Annotated in this window: 13 protein-coding genes; 9 read left to right on the top strand and 4 right to left on the bottom strand. The window is 65.0% G+C overall.

Features of this window, described 5'->3' with window-relative positions; genetic code table 11:
* Window positions 1–43: 43 nt before the first annotated feature.
* From IVA91_RS07480 to aat, 4 genes are all read left to right on the top strand, one after another.
* Window positions 44–1,561 (top strand): ATP-binding protein, encoded by a 1,518-nt coding sequence (locus IVA91_RS07480; RefSeq protein WP_247417788.1) that lies wholly within the window; start codon window positions 44–46, stop codon window positions 1,559–1,561.
* The gene (locus IVA91_RS07475) at window positions 1,558–1,998 is read left to right on the top strand and encodes a response regulator (RefSeq protein ID WP_247277245.1); all 441 of its coding nucleotides are present in this window, start codon (window positions 1,558–1,560) and stop codon (window positions 1,996–1,998) included. The genes IVA91_RS07480 and IVA91_RS07475 overlap by 4 nt, the downstream gene beginning before the upstream one ends.
* Window positions 1,995–3,098: a histidine kinase dimerization/phosphoacceptor domain -containing protein gene (locus tag IVA91_RS07470; RefSeq protein ID WP_247417672.1), complete on the top strand. Its 1,104-nt coding sequence runs from the start codon at window positions 1,995–1,997 to the stop codon at window positions 3,096–3,098. The genes IVA91_RS07475 and IVA91_RS07470 overlap by 4 nt, the downstream gene beginning before the upstream one ends.
* A gap of 62 nt (window positions 3,099–3,160) precedes the next feature.
* Window positions 3,161–3,841 (top strand): leucyl/phenylalanyl-tRNA--protein transferase, encoded by a 681-nt coding sequence (aat, locus tag IVA91_RS07465; RefSeq protein ID WP_247417675.1) that lies wholly within the window; start codon window positions 3,161–3,163, stop codon window positions 3,839–3,841.
* 9 nt (window positions 3,842–3,850) lie between these two features.
* On the opposite strand, the gene IVA91_RS07460 is transcribed toward aat, so the two are convergent.
* Window positions 3,851–4,873: a DUF2155 domain-containing protein gene (locus tag IVA91_RS07460; RefSeq protein WP_247417676.1), complete on the bottom strand. Its 1,023-nt coding sequence runs from the start codon at window positions 4,871–4,873 to the stop codon at window positions 3,851–3,853.
* Between the two features lie 207 nt (window positions 4,874–5,080).
* Between IVA91_RS07460 and IVA91_RS07455 the strand changes: the two genes are divergently transcribed.
* Window positions 5,081–6,028 (top strand): alpha/beta hydrolase, encoded by a 948-nt coding sequence (locus IVA91_RS07455; protein ID WP_247417679.1) that lies wholly within the window; start codon window positions 5,081–5,083, stop codon window positions 6,026–6,028.
* 11 nt (window positions 6,029–6,039) lie between these two features.
* Window positions 6,040–7,047 carry a Na+-dependent transporter gene (locus IVA91_RS07450; RefSeq protein WP_247417682.1) on the top strand — a complete coding sequence of 336 codons (1,008 nt, stop codon included), beginning with the start codon at window positions 6,040–6,042 and terminating at the stop codon, window positions 7,045–7,047.
* Window positions 7,048–8,154: 1,107 nt separating this feature from the next.
* On the opposite strand, the gene IVA91_RS07445 is transcribed toward IVA91_RS07450, so the two are convergent.
* Window positions 8,155–8,778, bottom strand: coding sequence for an NYN domain-containing protein (locus IVA91_RS07445; protein WP_247277251.1), 624 nt, complete (start codon window positions 8,776–8,778; stop codon window positions 8,155–8,157).
* Between the two features lie 502 nt (window positions 8,779–9,280).
* On the opposite strand from IVA91_RS07445, the gene IVA91_RS07440 reads away from it, so the two are divergent.
* A complete protein-coding gene (locus IVA91_RS07440; protein WP_247417684.1) occupies window positions 9,281–10,018 on the top strand; it encodes a hypothetical protein in 738 nt (245 codons plus the stop codon).
* 237 nt (window positions 10,019–10,255) lie between these two features.
* Here the strand turns inward: IVA91_RS07440 and IVA91_RS07435 are convergent, their stop codons facing one another.
* Window positions 10,256–11,194, bottom strand: coding sequence for a GlxA family transcriptional regulator (locus IVA91_RS07435; RefSeq protein ID WP_247417687.1), 939 nt, complete (start codon window positions 11,192–11,194; stop codon window positions 10,256–10,258).
* A gap of 91 nt (window positions 11,195–11,285) precedes the next feature.
* Between IVA91_RS07435 and IVA91_RS07430 the strand changes: the two genes are divergently transcribed.
* Window positions 11,286–11,972: a DJ-1/PfpI family protein gene (locus IVA91_RS07430; RefSeq protein WP_247417688.1), complete on the top strand. Its 687-nt coding sequence runs from the start codon at window positions 11,286–11,288 to the stop codon at window positions 11,970–11,972.
* A 414-nt stretch (window positions 11,973–12,386) separates the two neighbouring features.
* On the opposite strand, the gene IVA91_RS07425 is transcribed toward IVA91_RS07430, so the two are convergent.
* A complete protein-coding gene (locus IVA91_RS07425) occupies window positions 12,387–12,797 on the bottom strand; it encodes an NADH:ubiquinone oxidoreductase subunit NDUFA12 (protein WP_247277255.1) in 411 nt (136 codons plus the stop codon).
* Window positions 12,798–13,037: 240 nt separating this feature from the next.
* Here IVA91_RS07425 and IVA91_RS07420 point away from each other — a divergent pair, with 240 nt between their 5' ends.
* Window positions 13,038–13,703, top strand: a complete 666-nt coding sequence (locus tag IVA91_RS07420) for a BA14K family protein (RefSeq protein WP_247417691.1) — start codon at window positions 13,038–13,040, stop codon at window positions 13,701–13,703.
* The last annotated feature ends 70 nt before the right edge of the window (window positions 13,704–13,773 follow it).

The raw sequence follows: 13,773 nt of genomic DNA, 5'->3' as shown, positions 1-13,773 counted from the left end.
GTTCCAAGGGGGCGATTTGATTTCTGCTGAACCTAAGACCGTCGTGAAGGCTTGGGCGCAGCGACGGCGCGCATTTTGGCAGATCCTGCTGTTCTCGGCGGGCCTTTTGGTGCTGACCGTGATCAGCGCCGGCTCCGTTTACCTCGTCAACAAGGCCAGGGATGACAGCAAATGGGTCATCCACACCATCGAGGCGGAGAACCAGATTAACGCCCTCCTGCTGGAAATCCGGCGTGCCGAAAGCGCCGCCCGGGCCTACCTGCTGACGCGAGGGGCGGATTTCAAAGCCGACCATGACAAAGCCGTAGCGGCCATCGTACCTGCCCTCGACAGGCTTACGCACCTGATCGGCGATAATCCGGAACAACGCAAAAGCATCGACAAGCTGAGCTCGGCGATCGAGACGCGGCTCGGCCAATTGGCGCAGGAGATCGATTTCATCCGCCAGGATCAGCCGGAGAAGGCCACAGCGCTGGTTCGCGAGTTCGCCTCTACCGACGCCACGGCCGCGATCGCCGAAATCGCGACCGGAATGCTTCAGGAAGAGGAACGGCTGTTCCGCCTCCGCACGGTCAATTCCGACCGCAGCCAGACCCTCGCCGCATCGATGACCGGCATTGGCTCCGGCCTCGTCGTGCTGCTGGCGATGATCTCAATCTGGCTGGTGCGGCGTTCGGCGCGGGCCCGCGACGAGGCCGAGAACCGCCTGCGCGATGCCTATGCCAACCTCGAGACTGTCGTCGATGAGCGCACCGCGGACCTGCGCGAAGCCAATGACGAGATTCAGCGCTTTGCCTACATCGTCAGCCATGATCTGCGCTCGCCACTCGTCAACATCATGGGCTTTACCAGCGAGCTCGAAGAGCTCGGCGGCGACATTTTCCGTCGTATCGGCGGTCTCACCCATGTCCCCGCCGACGGGCCGCCGCCCGCTTCCGGCGAGATCGTGCTCGAAGGCGCCGACAAGCAGCTTTCGGAGGACTTCTCCGAGGCGCTCGGCTTCATCAAGACGTCGATCGCCAAGATGGATCGGCTGATCTCCGCCATCCTCAACCTCACCCGCGAAGGCCGCCGCGAATTCGAGCCGGTGAAAATCGATACAAGCGAACTGATCGGAGCCATCGTGTCGACGCTGGCGCACCAGGCCGCCGAGGCACAGGCTGAGATTCACGTCGAGCCCTTGCCAAACCTCGTCAGCGACCGCCTCGCGCTCGAGCAGATCTTCTCCAACCTGATCGACAACGCCATCAAATACCTGAAGAGCGGCGTGCCCGGCGAGATCAGAATCCGCGGGCGCACCAAACTCGGCTACGCGATCTTCGAGATCAGCGACAACGGCCGTGGCATCGATCCGAAGGATCACCAGCGGATATTCGACCTGTTCCGCCGCGCGGGAACCCAGGACAAGCCCGGCCAGGGCATCGGTCTTGCACATGTGCGTGCACTTGTGCGTCGCCTCGGCGGCACCATGTCGGTATCATCGGAACTGAACGCTGGCAGCACCTTCACGATCACGCTGCCGATCGCCTGGAACGTGAGCAACCGGAACGCAGATCGATGACTCAGCCAGTTACCATCATCATGATCGAGGACGACGAGGGCCACGCCCGCCTGATCGAGCGCAATATCCGAAGGTCCGGCGTCAACAACGAGATCGTCTCCTTTGCCAACGGCACGGACGCGATGAGGCACCTGTTCGGTGCCGACGGCTCCGGGCTCGTGCAGAAGGGCAATGCGCTGCTGATCCTGCTCGACCTCAACCTCCCCGACATGACCGGGATCGACATCCTGAAGCAGATCAAGGAGAATAAATATCTGAAGGCTTCGCCCGTGGTGGTGCTGACCACCACCGATGATACCCAGGAGATCAAGCGCTGCTACGAGCTCGGCTGCAACGTCTACGTCACTAAGCCGGTCAACTACGAGAACTTCGCCAATGCTATCCGGCAGCTCGGCCTGTTCTTCTCGGTCATCCAGGTCCCGCCCGCCGCCACATGAATCAGCACACGCCAACACTGCTCTACATCGACGACGACGACGCGCTGGCGCGCCTGGTCGATCGCGGCCTGACGCGGCGCGGCTACAGGGTCGTTCATGCCGCGAGCGGCGAGGAAGGCCTTGAGCGCATCCGCCGCGCGGGCGCCGAGGGCGGCATCGATGTCGTGGCACTCGATCAGTACATGCCGGGCCTCGACGGGCTGGAGACGCTCGAGCAGATCATGGCGATCCCGGACGCGCCCCCGGTGGTGTTCGTCACCGCGTCGCAGGATTCCAGCATCGCGGTCACCGCGCTGAAGGCCGGGGCGGCCGATTACCTGGTCAAGGACGTCCAGGGCGATTTCATCCCGCTCCTCCACGTCGCCGCCGAAGGCGCGCTGCGCCAGGCCGAATTGCAGAGGGCACGCGAGGAAGCCGAAGCCGAGATCCACGCCTCGCGCGACCGCTACGCGGCGCTCGCCGCCGAACGCGAGCTGCTGCTGCGCGAGGTCAATCACCGCGTCGGCAACTCTCTCCAGATCATCGCCTCGCTGCTGCACCTTCAGGCGAGCTCCGCCGCGCAGGACGAGGTCAAGGCGGCGCTGACCAATGCCATGGGTCGCGTCGCCGCGGTTGCGCAGGTGCACCGCCGCCTCTACACCTCGCAGGACCTGAAGAGCGTGGTTCTGAACCAGTATCTGGACTCGCTGCTCGAGGATCTCAGGCGCTCGGCCGAAGGCAACCGGATGTCGCGCCTGACGCTGAAGGCCGAGCCGATCGAGATCGATCCGGACCGCGCCGTCGCCGTCGGCATCATCGTCAACGAGCTGGTGATGAATGCGGTGAAATATGCCTATCCCGATGGCGCCGGCCCGATCCATGTCGAGCTGACCTCGCACAACGACGATCTCCTGCTGTCGATCACCGACGATGGTGTCGGCGACAACGGCAAGGCGGATCCGCGCTCCACCGGCATGGGGCAGCGCATCGTCGCGGCCATGGCCGCCAAGCTCGACGCCTCCATCGAGCGTGATCCCGCCCATTCCGGGACCCGCATCGTACTCAGGTTCCGCCGCGTACCCACGGCCCCGGGTAAGACCAACCACGCCGCCGCGGGCTGACGGGCGCGAGGCTTTGCGTCACCCATCGCAACCGCATTGCGATCCTGCTATTGTCGCGCGCCATGACGTCTCGCGACTCTGCCTCGTCTGAAATCACGCCGGCCGTGCTGTTGCGTGCCTATGCCTGCGGCATCTTTCCGATGGCGGAAAGCGCCGACGATCCGACCCTGTTCTGGGTCGAGCCGGAGCTGCGCGGCGTGATCCCGCTCGAGGGATTTCGCGTCGCCTCGCGCCTCGCCCGCACGGTGCGCTCGGATACGTTTCGCGTGACCGTCAACACCGCGTTCAAGGCGACCATCGCCGGCTGCGCGGCGCCGCAGGCCGGGCGCGAGGACACCTGGATCAACAAGCGCATCCGCGACCTCTATGGCGGCCTGTACGAGCTCGGCCATTGCCACAGCGTCGAGGCTTGGCAAGGCGACGACCTCGTCGGCGGGCTCTACGGCGTCAGCTTGGGCCGCGCCTTCTTCGGCGAGAGCATGTTCCACACCGCGCGCGACGCCTCGAAGGTCGCGCTGGTGCATCTGGTCGCGCGGCTCATCCATGGCGGCTTCGAGCTGCTCGACACGCAATATGTCACCGAGCACTTGAAGAGCTTCGGCGCGATCGAGATTTCGCGGCGGCGCTACACCGCGCTGCTCGACAAGGCGCTCGCAGGCGAGCCCGGCGATTTCCTGAGGCTCTCTGCGGGCGAACCGATCCCGGGCGCACGCGCGCTCGATATCATCGCCTCGCGGCAATAATCACTGAGTTTACCGGCTGAAGCCCGGGAAATTGAACAGGCCCGGCTGCTGCTGTGGCGGCGGCGGCGGCGCGGGCTGCTGTTGCGGAGGTGGCGGCAAGGGCTGCGGCGGACGCTGCTGCACGGCCTGCTTCGGCGCAGCCTTCTTCTGCGCAGGCGGTGGCGCGGCCGGCTTGGCCGCGGGATCCGGCGCTGCGGTCGCAATGGTCTGCTGCGGTTCTTTGCAGTCGGTGAGCCAGATGTCGTAGATCGGGTGCTCGACGCCGTGCAGACCGGGGCTTGCGGCATACATCCAGCCCGAGAAGATGCGCTTCACCTCGCCCTGCAAGGTGATCTCGTCGACCTCGACGAACGCGTCGGTGTTGGTGGCCTCCGTTGCCGGCCGCGTATAGCACGCGTCGGTCTTGACCCGCAGCGCGCCGAACTGGACGGTCTCGCCGATCTCCTCGTCGAAATTGATAATGCGTCCGGTGATCTTGTCGAGACCGGAGAAGGTCGCCTTCTTGTTCACGATCTTCTGGGCCGGCGGCTCGGTGACGACCTCGTCGCCCGGCTGGAGGCTCGCCGGCGCCTGCGGGACTGCGCCCTTCTGCTGCGGCTGGCGCTGACCGGGCCCAGCTGGGGCACCTTGCGGACCGGGCGGAGCGATCGCCGCGGATGGCGGCTGGTTCGGCGGAGCCACGGTCGAGCCCGGCGGCGGCGCCAGAGGCTGGGTCTCGACCGGCCCCGGCATCACGTTCCCCTGCCGGCCCGGAGGCGGCGGCATCGGGCGCGACGGGAGCACGCGACCCTGCGGCGGCAGCTCCGGCACCTCTTCGTCGTCGTCGGGGATCTGCTGCGGCTGCGGCTGGCCGCGCGGAATGTTGCCGGGCGGCCGCAGCGGCGGCGGATCGGAGAAGATCGTGCCGATCTGCGCCTGCGCAGGCGTCGCAACTGTCAACACGGTGGCGGCCAGCAGTGCCGCAAGGCCTGTCAGGGAAAAGGTTTTGAACATCTCGCGCGGCTTCAACAGCGAATCGGGCTCGTTGGACATTTTATAGGGGATACCGCCGCTCGCAGGCCCTCCGGTTAACACGGCGAATACGGCGGGGGAAGGGCGGCATCCCTGCCCCGCCCCGGCGCCGACTGGCCAGATCGGTTTCTGGATGGGATAGTCTGAAGACACCCCCTTCCCGGCAGGCGGGCATCGCCGTGCGAAAACGACGTCCAACCAGAACTGGAAACCCAGAAGGCCGCTACCATGCCCGTTGTGCTCGATCCCGATGCTGCTGCCGTCTACAAGGCCTTCCAGGAGGCCGGCCGCCCGGCCTACGAGACCCTGACCGCACCGGAGGCGCGCGCCTATTATTCGCAGGCGCGCTTTGCCACCAACCCCGAGCCGCCGGAGCTCGCCCGCGTCGCAGAACTCGCGATCCCGGCGCCGCATGGGGTGATCCCTGCGCGCCTCTACGTGCCGAACGAGCCGCGCCGGCACGACGGCCTGTCGCCGGCGCTCGTGTTCTTCCATGGCGGCGGCTGGGTGATCGGCGATCTCGATTCCCACGACGTTGTCTGCCGCCAGCTCGCGGTCGACGGCGCGCTGATCGTGATCTCGGTCGACTACCGCCTTGCGCCTGAGCACAAGTTTCCCGCCGCACCCGAGGACGCTATCGCCGCGACCGGATGGGTCGCCGCCAATGCGCGCGAGCTCGGTATCGACGCCTCGCGCCTCTCGATCGGCGGCGACAGCGCCGGCGGCAATCTCGCCGCGGTCGTGGCGCTCGCCGCGCGCCACGGCAACGGTCCCGCCCTCGCAGGACAGGTGCTGATCTATCCGGCGACCGATTTCGCCATGACGCACGGCTCCCACAGCGAGCCCGAGACCAGCGTGCTGTTGACCCATTCGGTGATCCGCTGGTTTCGCGACCACTATCTCAATGGCGCCGCCGACATCCATGACTGGCGCGCCTCGCCGGCGCGCGCGACGAGCCTTGCCGGCCTGCCGCCGGCCTACGTACTCACCGCCGGCGCCGACCCCCTGCGCGACGAAGGCGCCGAGTACGCCGCGCGCCTCAAGCAGGCCGGCGTGCCCGTCACTTACAAGCATTATCCCGGCCAATTCCATGGCTTCTTCACCATGGGAAAATTGCTGCGAGAGGCCAATGTCGCCGCGCGCGAGATCGGCGCGTGGTTGAAGGGATTGGGCTGAACGCCGCTTGCATGGCCTCTCATCTTCGATCCCTCTTCGCCCTCCCCCTGCGCGGGCTGACATGGCTCGGCGGCCAGGGCACCCGCGCGGTGGCGGCCATCGTGTTCATCGCCGTCGCCGTGCCGCCGCTCGGCGCGCTCCTGCGCCCCTATGTTACCGAGGCGATCTTCCTTCTGCTCTGCATCTCCTTCATGCGCGTCGATCTCGTGGCGCTGTACGGACATCTGCGCCGGCCGGCGCTGGTCGCGGCTGCCACCGCCTGGACCACGATCGGCGTGCCGCTGATCGTCGCCCTCGCCGCTTACGTGACCGGGCTCACCACTAGCTCGCCCGGCCTTGCGCTTGCACTGATGCTCCAGGGCACGGCCTCGCCGATGATGGCCTCGCCGGCGCTCGCCGCGCTGATGGGCCTTGATGCCACCTTGGTGCTGGTCACGCTGGTGACCTCGACCGCGCTCGTGCCCTTCACGGCGTCCCTGTTCGCGAGCCTCTTTCTCGGCGGCATGCTCAGCATCTCGCCGCTGACGCTCGGCCTCAAGCTGCTCGGCATCCTCGCTGCCTCGCTGCTTGCCGCGACGATCATCCGTCGCCTGTTCGGCACCGAGACGATCCAGCGCCACAAGCGGCCGATCGACGGCCTCAACATCGTTATCCTGCTGGTGTTCGCCTCTGCGGTGATGGGCGACGTCGCCACCGACCTCATCGCCGATCCCCTGTTCACGATCGCCGTCGCGCTGCTCGCGTTTATGGTCTACTTCACGCTGCTCGCCGTGACGACGCTGATCTTCCGTCGCATCGGCACCGAGCGCGCCTTCGCGATCGGCCTAATGGTCTCCCAGCGCAATCTGGGCCTGATGCTGGCAGCAACCGCCGGCGCGCTGCCGGCGACGACCTGGCTCTATTTCGCGCTGACGCAGTTTCCGATTCATCTTGCGCCGTACATGCTGATGCCGATCGCGCGGCGATTGACCGCGCGCGCAAATACTTCCGACGGGGCGACGGCAAGTAGCGCTACTTAAGCAACGCATAATTCCGGATGTCTGCTTTCGCGCGTAATTGGACGGAGGTCCTAGCTGCGAATGACCCCCTCTACCTGAAGCAGACGTTCAGTGCGGCATTCAGTACAATGCCGGTTAACGCGCATCACTGTTTAAGTGTTTAAATCGCACACAACCTGCTTAGATGTTTAATTCGCAGGCCGCCGGCGGAGCGTATCCCGCGGCCCTCAACGTTGCGGTGACTGAGCGTCCTCAAACGGCTCTTGATCTGCGGCCCACTTTGGCACGCCGTCTTCGGCTGATTGTTCTCGCTTCTACGTTTCGGAGCCTTCTTCGAAGCGTCTCCACTTCTCTAAGCTCCGCCACGATCGCTTGCAGACGTTCGCGCAGGACAGCGCAAGTATAAACCTGACCAGTGCTGGACATTGCTGCCTCAGAATATGATTTGAACTCAGAAGTCGACGAAAACACCAACACCAACGAAGTGAATATTCGCGAGGCCGAAACTCAGTGAGCTAAAGCTGCAGTCGCCAGATGCTCCCAGTACTCTGCCTCTGCGAGCAATTTCCAGCTTCTCTCAGGGTAAAGCGCGGCAGTTTGCCGGCAAAGTGACGCCATTGCGCGAAAGCGGCGGGCAGCTTCCATTCCAACCTCCCGTGTTTTCCCCAACATATTTTTTTATTTTATGGTGGAGTCATCACGATTATCGAACATAACTAAATTTGTTATTTTGTCGCAGTTAATTAGGTTCCGACAGCGTGCCACGCGTGAACTATTTTCGCTTTTGGCTTCACATCAATTTCGAATGCTTCAGTACTAGGTCGTGTTGCGCGCCGATTGCGCATCTCCGCCCAATCGCGCCTCCCCGCCGGAGCGTGCCGGGCGGCAACACAGCTATGCAAGCTCGTGAGCGAGCATCCCAGTGTCAGAAACCGAACCGACTGCCACCCGCGAACTCCTTTCTAATTGATCCGTTGCTGAGAACCTGAATCTTATTGGCGATTTAGCCCGGCGCAAATGCCGGGCTTATTCGCCATGCTCATCTCTGCGCCCAGCTCGAAGAACGACCACGTGCGTCGGCACCCGAGCCTTACCGGCGGCCATTCCACCAGCGGTTTCGTTCGGGGCTCACTCCTCGAGCAAGCTATCATTTCCCTTGGGTCCCGCGATGGTCTGACCTGGTGCCGGGCGATAGCGCAACTCGCGCTCGCGAGGTGCCGGGCGGTCAGACGGGTCGCGGCCGAGCTTGGATTGCAGCTCGAGGAGGTCGGTAAAGACGTCGGCCTGGCGGCGCAGCTCGTCGGCGATCATCGGCGGCTGGCTGGCAATGGTGGAGACCACGGTGACCCGCACGCCGCGGCGCTGGACGGCCTCGACCAGGGAGCGGAAATTGCCGTCACCCGAGAACAGCACCATCTGGTCGATATGCTCGGCGAGCTCCATGGCATCCACGGCGAGCTCGATGTCCATGTTGCCCTTGACCTTGCGGCGGCCGGAGGCGTCGATGAATTCCTTGGTTGCCTTGGTCACGACAGTGTAGCCGTTGTAGTCGAGCCAGTCGGTCAGGGGACGGATCGAGGAGTATTCCTGGTCCTCGATGATGGCGGTGTAATAGAACGCCCGCAGCAACGTCCCCTGGCTCTGAAACTCCTTCAGCAGGCGCTTGTAATCGATGTCGAAGCCGAGCGTCTTGGCCGTGGCATAGAGATTGGCTCCGTCGATGAAGAGCGCAATCCGGTTGGAAGATGACATGATGCCTTGACTTCTGGGACGAGGTGGCATGCCGCGGGCTGAGTGCACATTAACGAAGGCGGCACGTTCAAACCCCTTTAAAAGCTCATGCTATACCGGCGATCATTAGCCTTCAAACGATTTGCTGTGAGCCGAAGATTAATTCGCAATATCCAAAGCACGGACAAACGTCTCGGATGAGACAGCGCATCTCCGTGGATTGGGTGAGCCCGGGGCATTCTCGACCTGTCCGCAAGCGCTGCAATCAAATCCTGATGCGCTTCAGTGCGCCATTTCCGCTGACCTATTTAGCCCACCCGCCTGGCGGCAAGAGGGGCTCAACCACATGAACTAGCCACTGCATTTTGCAAGCGTGAGCTGCTGGGAGCGCGTTCGGATTCGGCTCAGGATCTCGCAGCGGGCACACAATGAATCCATGGCGCTGCCAGATTTGAGCCGCATCGCGGCCCATCTTGCCGCGAAGGGTCGAACTGGTAGGGGGGCGCAACACCGGGAGTTTTCGATGTCCGGTTATTTGCGGCTTTGCTTGACGAGTTTAGTTCTTGTTGGAGCTCTTGCAGCGACACCTGCGTTTTCCAACCCTTTTGCCGACTTTTTCGGTAACGCTTCGCGCGAGCCCGCAGCAAGCCCTCCCGTGCAAGCGGAATGCTTGCCGCGGCCCGGCGACTCGCCCGGCGCGGGCCAACACTGGGTCTATCGGCGGGACGGCCATCGCAAATGTTGGTTCCTGGCCGAGGGTGTCACGAGGGTGCAAAAGCCGGCACATCGTCGCGCGGCCAACCGCGGCGCCAATCCCGACCAGAACGATGCCGCGCGGCTCAGGCGGAGCCCGGTGGTTGATGCACGCGCGGAGTTGCAACGCTCCGCACCGGCAGAGGGGGTCCAGCCGCCGCCGCCTGCACGCGAAGTCAAGGTAGCTGATGCCGCTCTCGTTGTCGGCACGGGCACGACGGCCGTGATGCCAGCCGCACCTTTCACCGCTCTTCCCACCGGCCAGTTCACGTCCGAACATGCCGTGCCGTTCCAAATTGACGTGGAGAAGCCCCTCGCGGCGGTACGCGACGCGGCCGCCGCCTCGGTGCCACCGGCTATTCCGGTGGGCATGCCCCCTGCGGAGGCGGGCGATGGAGGAAAGGGCTGGACAGCAACCTGGCTGGGCTTGCTGCTGATGGTCCTGGGAATCGGCTCTGTCTTAAGCTCGAGCCGCGTGCTGCGCGAAGCGGTGCTGTTGCGCAGTTAACGGAACGAAGCCCTGGCGCCACACCAGGCGGAGGAGCCCCAGTTCGGCGCGGACTGGCGGCTGGCGTGTCGCCTGATCGGCAACTCAATCTCGAGGTCGAGGCAGCGCCGGCGGCGTGACGGCCGCAAACTTTCCGCACGTCTTCGAGAACTCGCGCCGACGTCTCAGGCACGGTATCCGTCGCCTTTCAAATGCCGATGCGTTGGACCGCACGGCGAGGCCTCGTCCTCGCGCGCCCTAACCTGCCCGTGCCGCGCGCCGCAGCGCCTGTGGCGGCTGGCCGAAGGCGCGGATGAAGGCGCGGCGCATTCGCTCGGGGTCGCCGAATCCGGTCACTTCCGCGACGAGCTCGATCGCCTCACGCGAGGACTGCACGCGCTCGCGTGCCGCTTCGAGCCGCAACCGCTCGATCGCCTTGGACGGCGTCGTGCCGGTCTCGGCGGCAAAGGCACGGGCGAAATGTCGCGCGCTCATGCCGGCGCGATCGGCAAGGTCCTCCACCGTCAGCGGCGCGTCGAGATTTTCGCGCGCCCAGGACAACAGTGCGCCGAAGCGGCCGTTCGGCGCCTTCAGCTCCAGCAGCGAGGAGAATTGCGACTGGCCGCCGCTGCGGCGATGATAGAGCACGAGCTGGCGCGCGGTCTGCTGCGCGATCTCTTCGCCGTGGTCCTCGGTGACCATCGCGAGCGCGAGATCAATGCCCGCGGAGATGCCTGCCGAGGTCCAGACATTGCCGTCGCGGGTGAATATCTGGTCCGGCTCGAACTTCACCTTGGGATATCGCGCGACGAAATCGCGCGTCCGCCCCCAATGAGTGGTGGCGCGGCGCCCGTCGAGCAGGCCGGCTTCGGCCAGCACGTAGGCACCCGAGCAGACGCTGGCGACCCGCACGCCCCGCCGCGCCAGCCGCTGCACGAAGGCGCGCGTGACCTCACAGCGCGCGGCGTCCGCGACGCCCGCGCCGCCGGCCACGACCAGGGTCGTGATCGCATTCGCCGACTTGAAATCGCGCGTCATCATCTCGACCCCGGAGGAGCTGCGCACGAGGCCCGCTTTCGCCGCCAGCACGCGAATGCCCGGGGCCATGCCGGTGCAGCGCGCTGCGACCTCGAATGCCGAGATCGGGCCCGCCGCGTCGAGCAACTGAAAATCCGGGAAGATCAAGATGCCGATCATGGTCATGTCCGAAACTGAGGGAATTACGTCATTTCGGACGGAAGGGCACCATGCGATCCTGCCGGCGTCAAGCTCATTCTCGGAGGCTCCCATGTCGTCACCGCTCCAGATCGGACTCCTGGTGTTTCCGCGTGTCACCCAGCTCGACTTCACCGGGCCCTTGCAGGTGTTCGCCATGCTTCCGGGCGCGAGGCTGCACCTGATCTGGAAGCGGATCGAGCCCGTGCCGAGCGATTCCGTGCTGACGCTGACGCCGACCACGACCTTTGCCGACTGCCCGCAACTTGACGTCATCTGTGTGCCCGGCGGCGGCGGCACCAACGACCTGCTCAACGACGAGGAGGTGCTCGATTTCCTGCGCCGGCAGGCCGAAGGCGCCAAATACGTCACCTCGGTCTGCACGGGATCACTGGCGCTTGGCGCCGCCGGCCTGTTGAAGGGCTACCGCGCCGCCACCCATTGGAGCGCGATGGAGATGCTCAGCCAGTTCGGCGCAACGCCGACCAGGACACGCGTCTGCATCGACCGCAACCGCATCACCGGCGGCGGCGTCACCGCCGGCATTGATTTCGCGCTGACCCTGGTCTCGATCCTGGTCGACCGCACCACGGCGGAAGCAATCCAGCTCCAGATGGAATACAATCCCGCCCCGCCGTTCAATTCAGGCTCGCCCGACACCGCGCCTGCCGAGGTGCTGGCCCTGCTCCGCGAACGCGGCGCGCAAAACCAGGCGCGGCGGCTCGAGGCGGTGAAGCGCGCAGCGGAGCGGATGGCGTAGCCTGCGCTCTCGCGTCCCCGACGCGGCCAACATGTAGCGCTGCGCTGCGTCTGGGGCACGTGACCTTCGTGCTGGTCCCCCAAAGAAAAAGGCCGCTCGGTTTCCCAAGCGGCCTTTCCTGTCTTACGGCGGCTGCACATTCCATCGGGCGATTTCGAACTTCCAGACCGGGGGCCTATCTCCGCGATCGAGTCCTGGTCGGCGGCCGCTGCATCTCGGGACAGTCGCGAACTGTTGCCCGAACCGAACGCGATGGTCTCCCATCTCCGTAAGATGGGACCATTGAGCCGCATCGCTGGCGTGAGCGCAACGCCGGCGCAGGCGGCATCCCCGCTGTTCCCGTTGTCCCCAGCGGCGCGAAACGGATGCGCGTGCATCCAATGTCGCGATAAAGATTCGCGTCCGGGCAGACGCTCAGTTGGCCGGGGTCCAGGGCTGATAGTCGCCGGTCGCCTTCGGCCGCCGCCCGCTGGCAAGGGTCGAGCCCGAAGGACGGTAGGCCTTCGGCGTACCGGTGAGATTCGGCTGGTGCGGCTTTTCCCACTCGCGCGGCTGATAGTTGGTCTCGGTCGGCGGCACATCGACGACGTGATGGATCCAGCCGTGCCAGGACGGCGGGATGCGGCTCGCTTCGGCATAGCCGTTATAGACGACCCAGCGCCGCTCGAAGCCGAGCGTCGGATCAATCGCCCCGCCGCGAGTGCGATAATAGAGATTGCCCTGCTCGTCCTGGCCGACCAGCTCGCCGTACCGTTTGGTCCAGAGCTGGGTGCCAAACGTCTGGCCATTCCACCAGGTGAAGAACTTGAGAAAGAATTGTTTCATGCGGCAAGGCCCTGCTTCCTCGGGTCCTGATGCCATCCGAACGGCGAAATGTCCAGTTCGGAGGGTGCGTCGGTGCCTCCGCAGATCCGGCTACCGAGCAAGATCTGCCGCAAAGCGGCCGCGATCCATTCATCCCGGGTACAGCGGCAGCGGCTGAAGCTCTCTTTCGCACGCAAACCGGCGTGATCCCAGGAACCCCAACGCTTTCATAGGGTTTGCTTCCGGGAAAGGAGTTTGACCATGAACAGTCTGAAATACCTGAGTGCTGCCGCGGCGATGGCGTTGGTTCTTCCCTTGGCGAGCCCGAGTTTCGCGCAGAGTCGTGCCGCCGTGGTCGGAGCGGGCGGCGCCCATGTCGGCGGTGGCGGCGGTGGTGGCGGTGCTCATTTCGGCGGAGGCGGTGCACGTATGGGCGGCGGCGGCGCCGCGTTCCATGGCGGTGGCGGCAATTTCGGGGCCGGTGCAGCGGTTCGTCCGAGCGGCGGCAGTTTCGCGGCCGGCACTGCGATGCGTCCCAGCGGTGGCAGTTTCGCGGCCGGCACGGTGAGCCGCCCCGCGATGTCGCCGTCCTTCAGCGGCAGCCGCAGCGTCGCAACCGCGGGCAACTGGCAGGGCGGGAGCAACTGGAGCGGTCGCCACTGGCATCATCGGCGCGGCGGCTTCTGGCCCGGCTTCGCGGCAGGTGCGGCGATCGGCGGCCTCGGCTCGTACGCCTATTACGGCGGCGGCTATGGCTATTATGACGACCCCTATTACTACGACAGCTATTATGATGAGCCGACAGTGGCCGTGGTGCCAGACAGCGGCGGCGACTCGTACGCTTATTGCGCGCAGCGCTACAAGTCGTACGACCCGGCATCGGGTACGTATCTCGGCTATGACGGCCAGCGGCATCCCTGCCCGTAAGCCGATCTGTGGCATTTGAAGCAAAAGGCGTCGCAGCGATGCGGCGCTTTTCTCGTATTGGTCGTGCGCT

This window comes from Bradyrhizobium sp. 153, from assembly GCF_023073835.1.
Lineage (GTDB): Bacteria > Pseudomonadota > Alphaproteobacteria > Rhizobiales > Xanthobacteraceae > Bradyrhizobium.
Note: the sequence above shows the minus strand (reverse complement) of the source record. Positions and strands in the feature narration are given on the sequence as shown.

Coding starts and splice junctions, on each gene's coding strand:
- IVA91_RS07475 (WP_247277245.1), top strand. CDS start 1,558: ATGACTCAGCCAGTTACCATCATCATGATCGAGGACGACGAGGGCCAC.
- IVA91_RS07470 (WP_247417672.1), top strand. CDS start 1,995: ATGAATCAGCACACGCCAACACTGCTCTACATCGACGACGACGACGCG.
- aat (WP_247417675.1), top strand. CDS start 3,161: ATGACGTCTCGCGACTCTGCCTCGTCTGAAATCACGCCGGCCGTGCTG.
- IVA91_RS07460 (WP_247417676.1), bottom strand. CDS start 4,873: ATGTCCAACGAGCCCGATTCGCTGTTGAAGCCGCGCGAGATGTTCAAA.
- IVA91_RS07455 (WP_247417679.1), top strand. CDS start 5,081: ATGCCCGTTGTGCTCGATCCCGATGCTGCTGCCGTCTACAAGGCCTTC.
- IVA91_RS07450 (WP_247417682.1), top strand. CDS start 6,040: ATGGCCTCTCATCTTCGATCCCTCTTCGCCCTCCCCCTGCGCGGGCTG.
- IVA91_RS07445 (WP_247277251.1), bottom strand. CDS start 8,778: ATGTCATCTTCCAACCGGATTGCGCTCTTCATCGACGGAGCCAATCTC.
- IVA91_RS07440 (WP_247417684.1), top strand. CDS start 9,281: ATGTCCGGTTATTTGCGGCTTTGCTTGACGAGTTTAGTTCTTGTTGGA.
- IVA91_RS07435 (WP_247417687.1), bottom strand. CDS start 11,194: ATGATCGGCATCTTGATCTTCCCGGATTTTCAGTTGCTCGACGCGGCG.
- IVA91_RS07430 (WP_247417688.1), top strand. CDS start 11,286: ATGTCGTCACCGCTCCAGATCGGACTCCTGGTGTTTCCGCGTGTCACC.
- IVA91_RS07425 (WP_247277255.1), bottom strand. CDS start 12,797: ATGAAACAATTCTTTCTCAAGTTCTTCACCTGGTGGAATGGCCAGACG.
- IVA91_RS07420 (WP_247417691.1), top strand. CDS start 13,038: ATGAACAGTCTGAAATACCTGAGTGCTGCCGCGGCGATGGCGTTGGTT.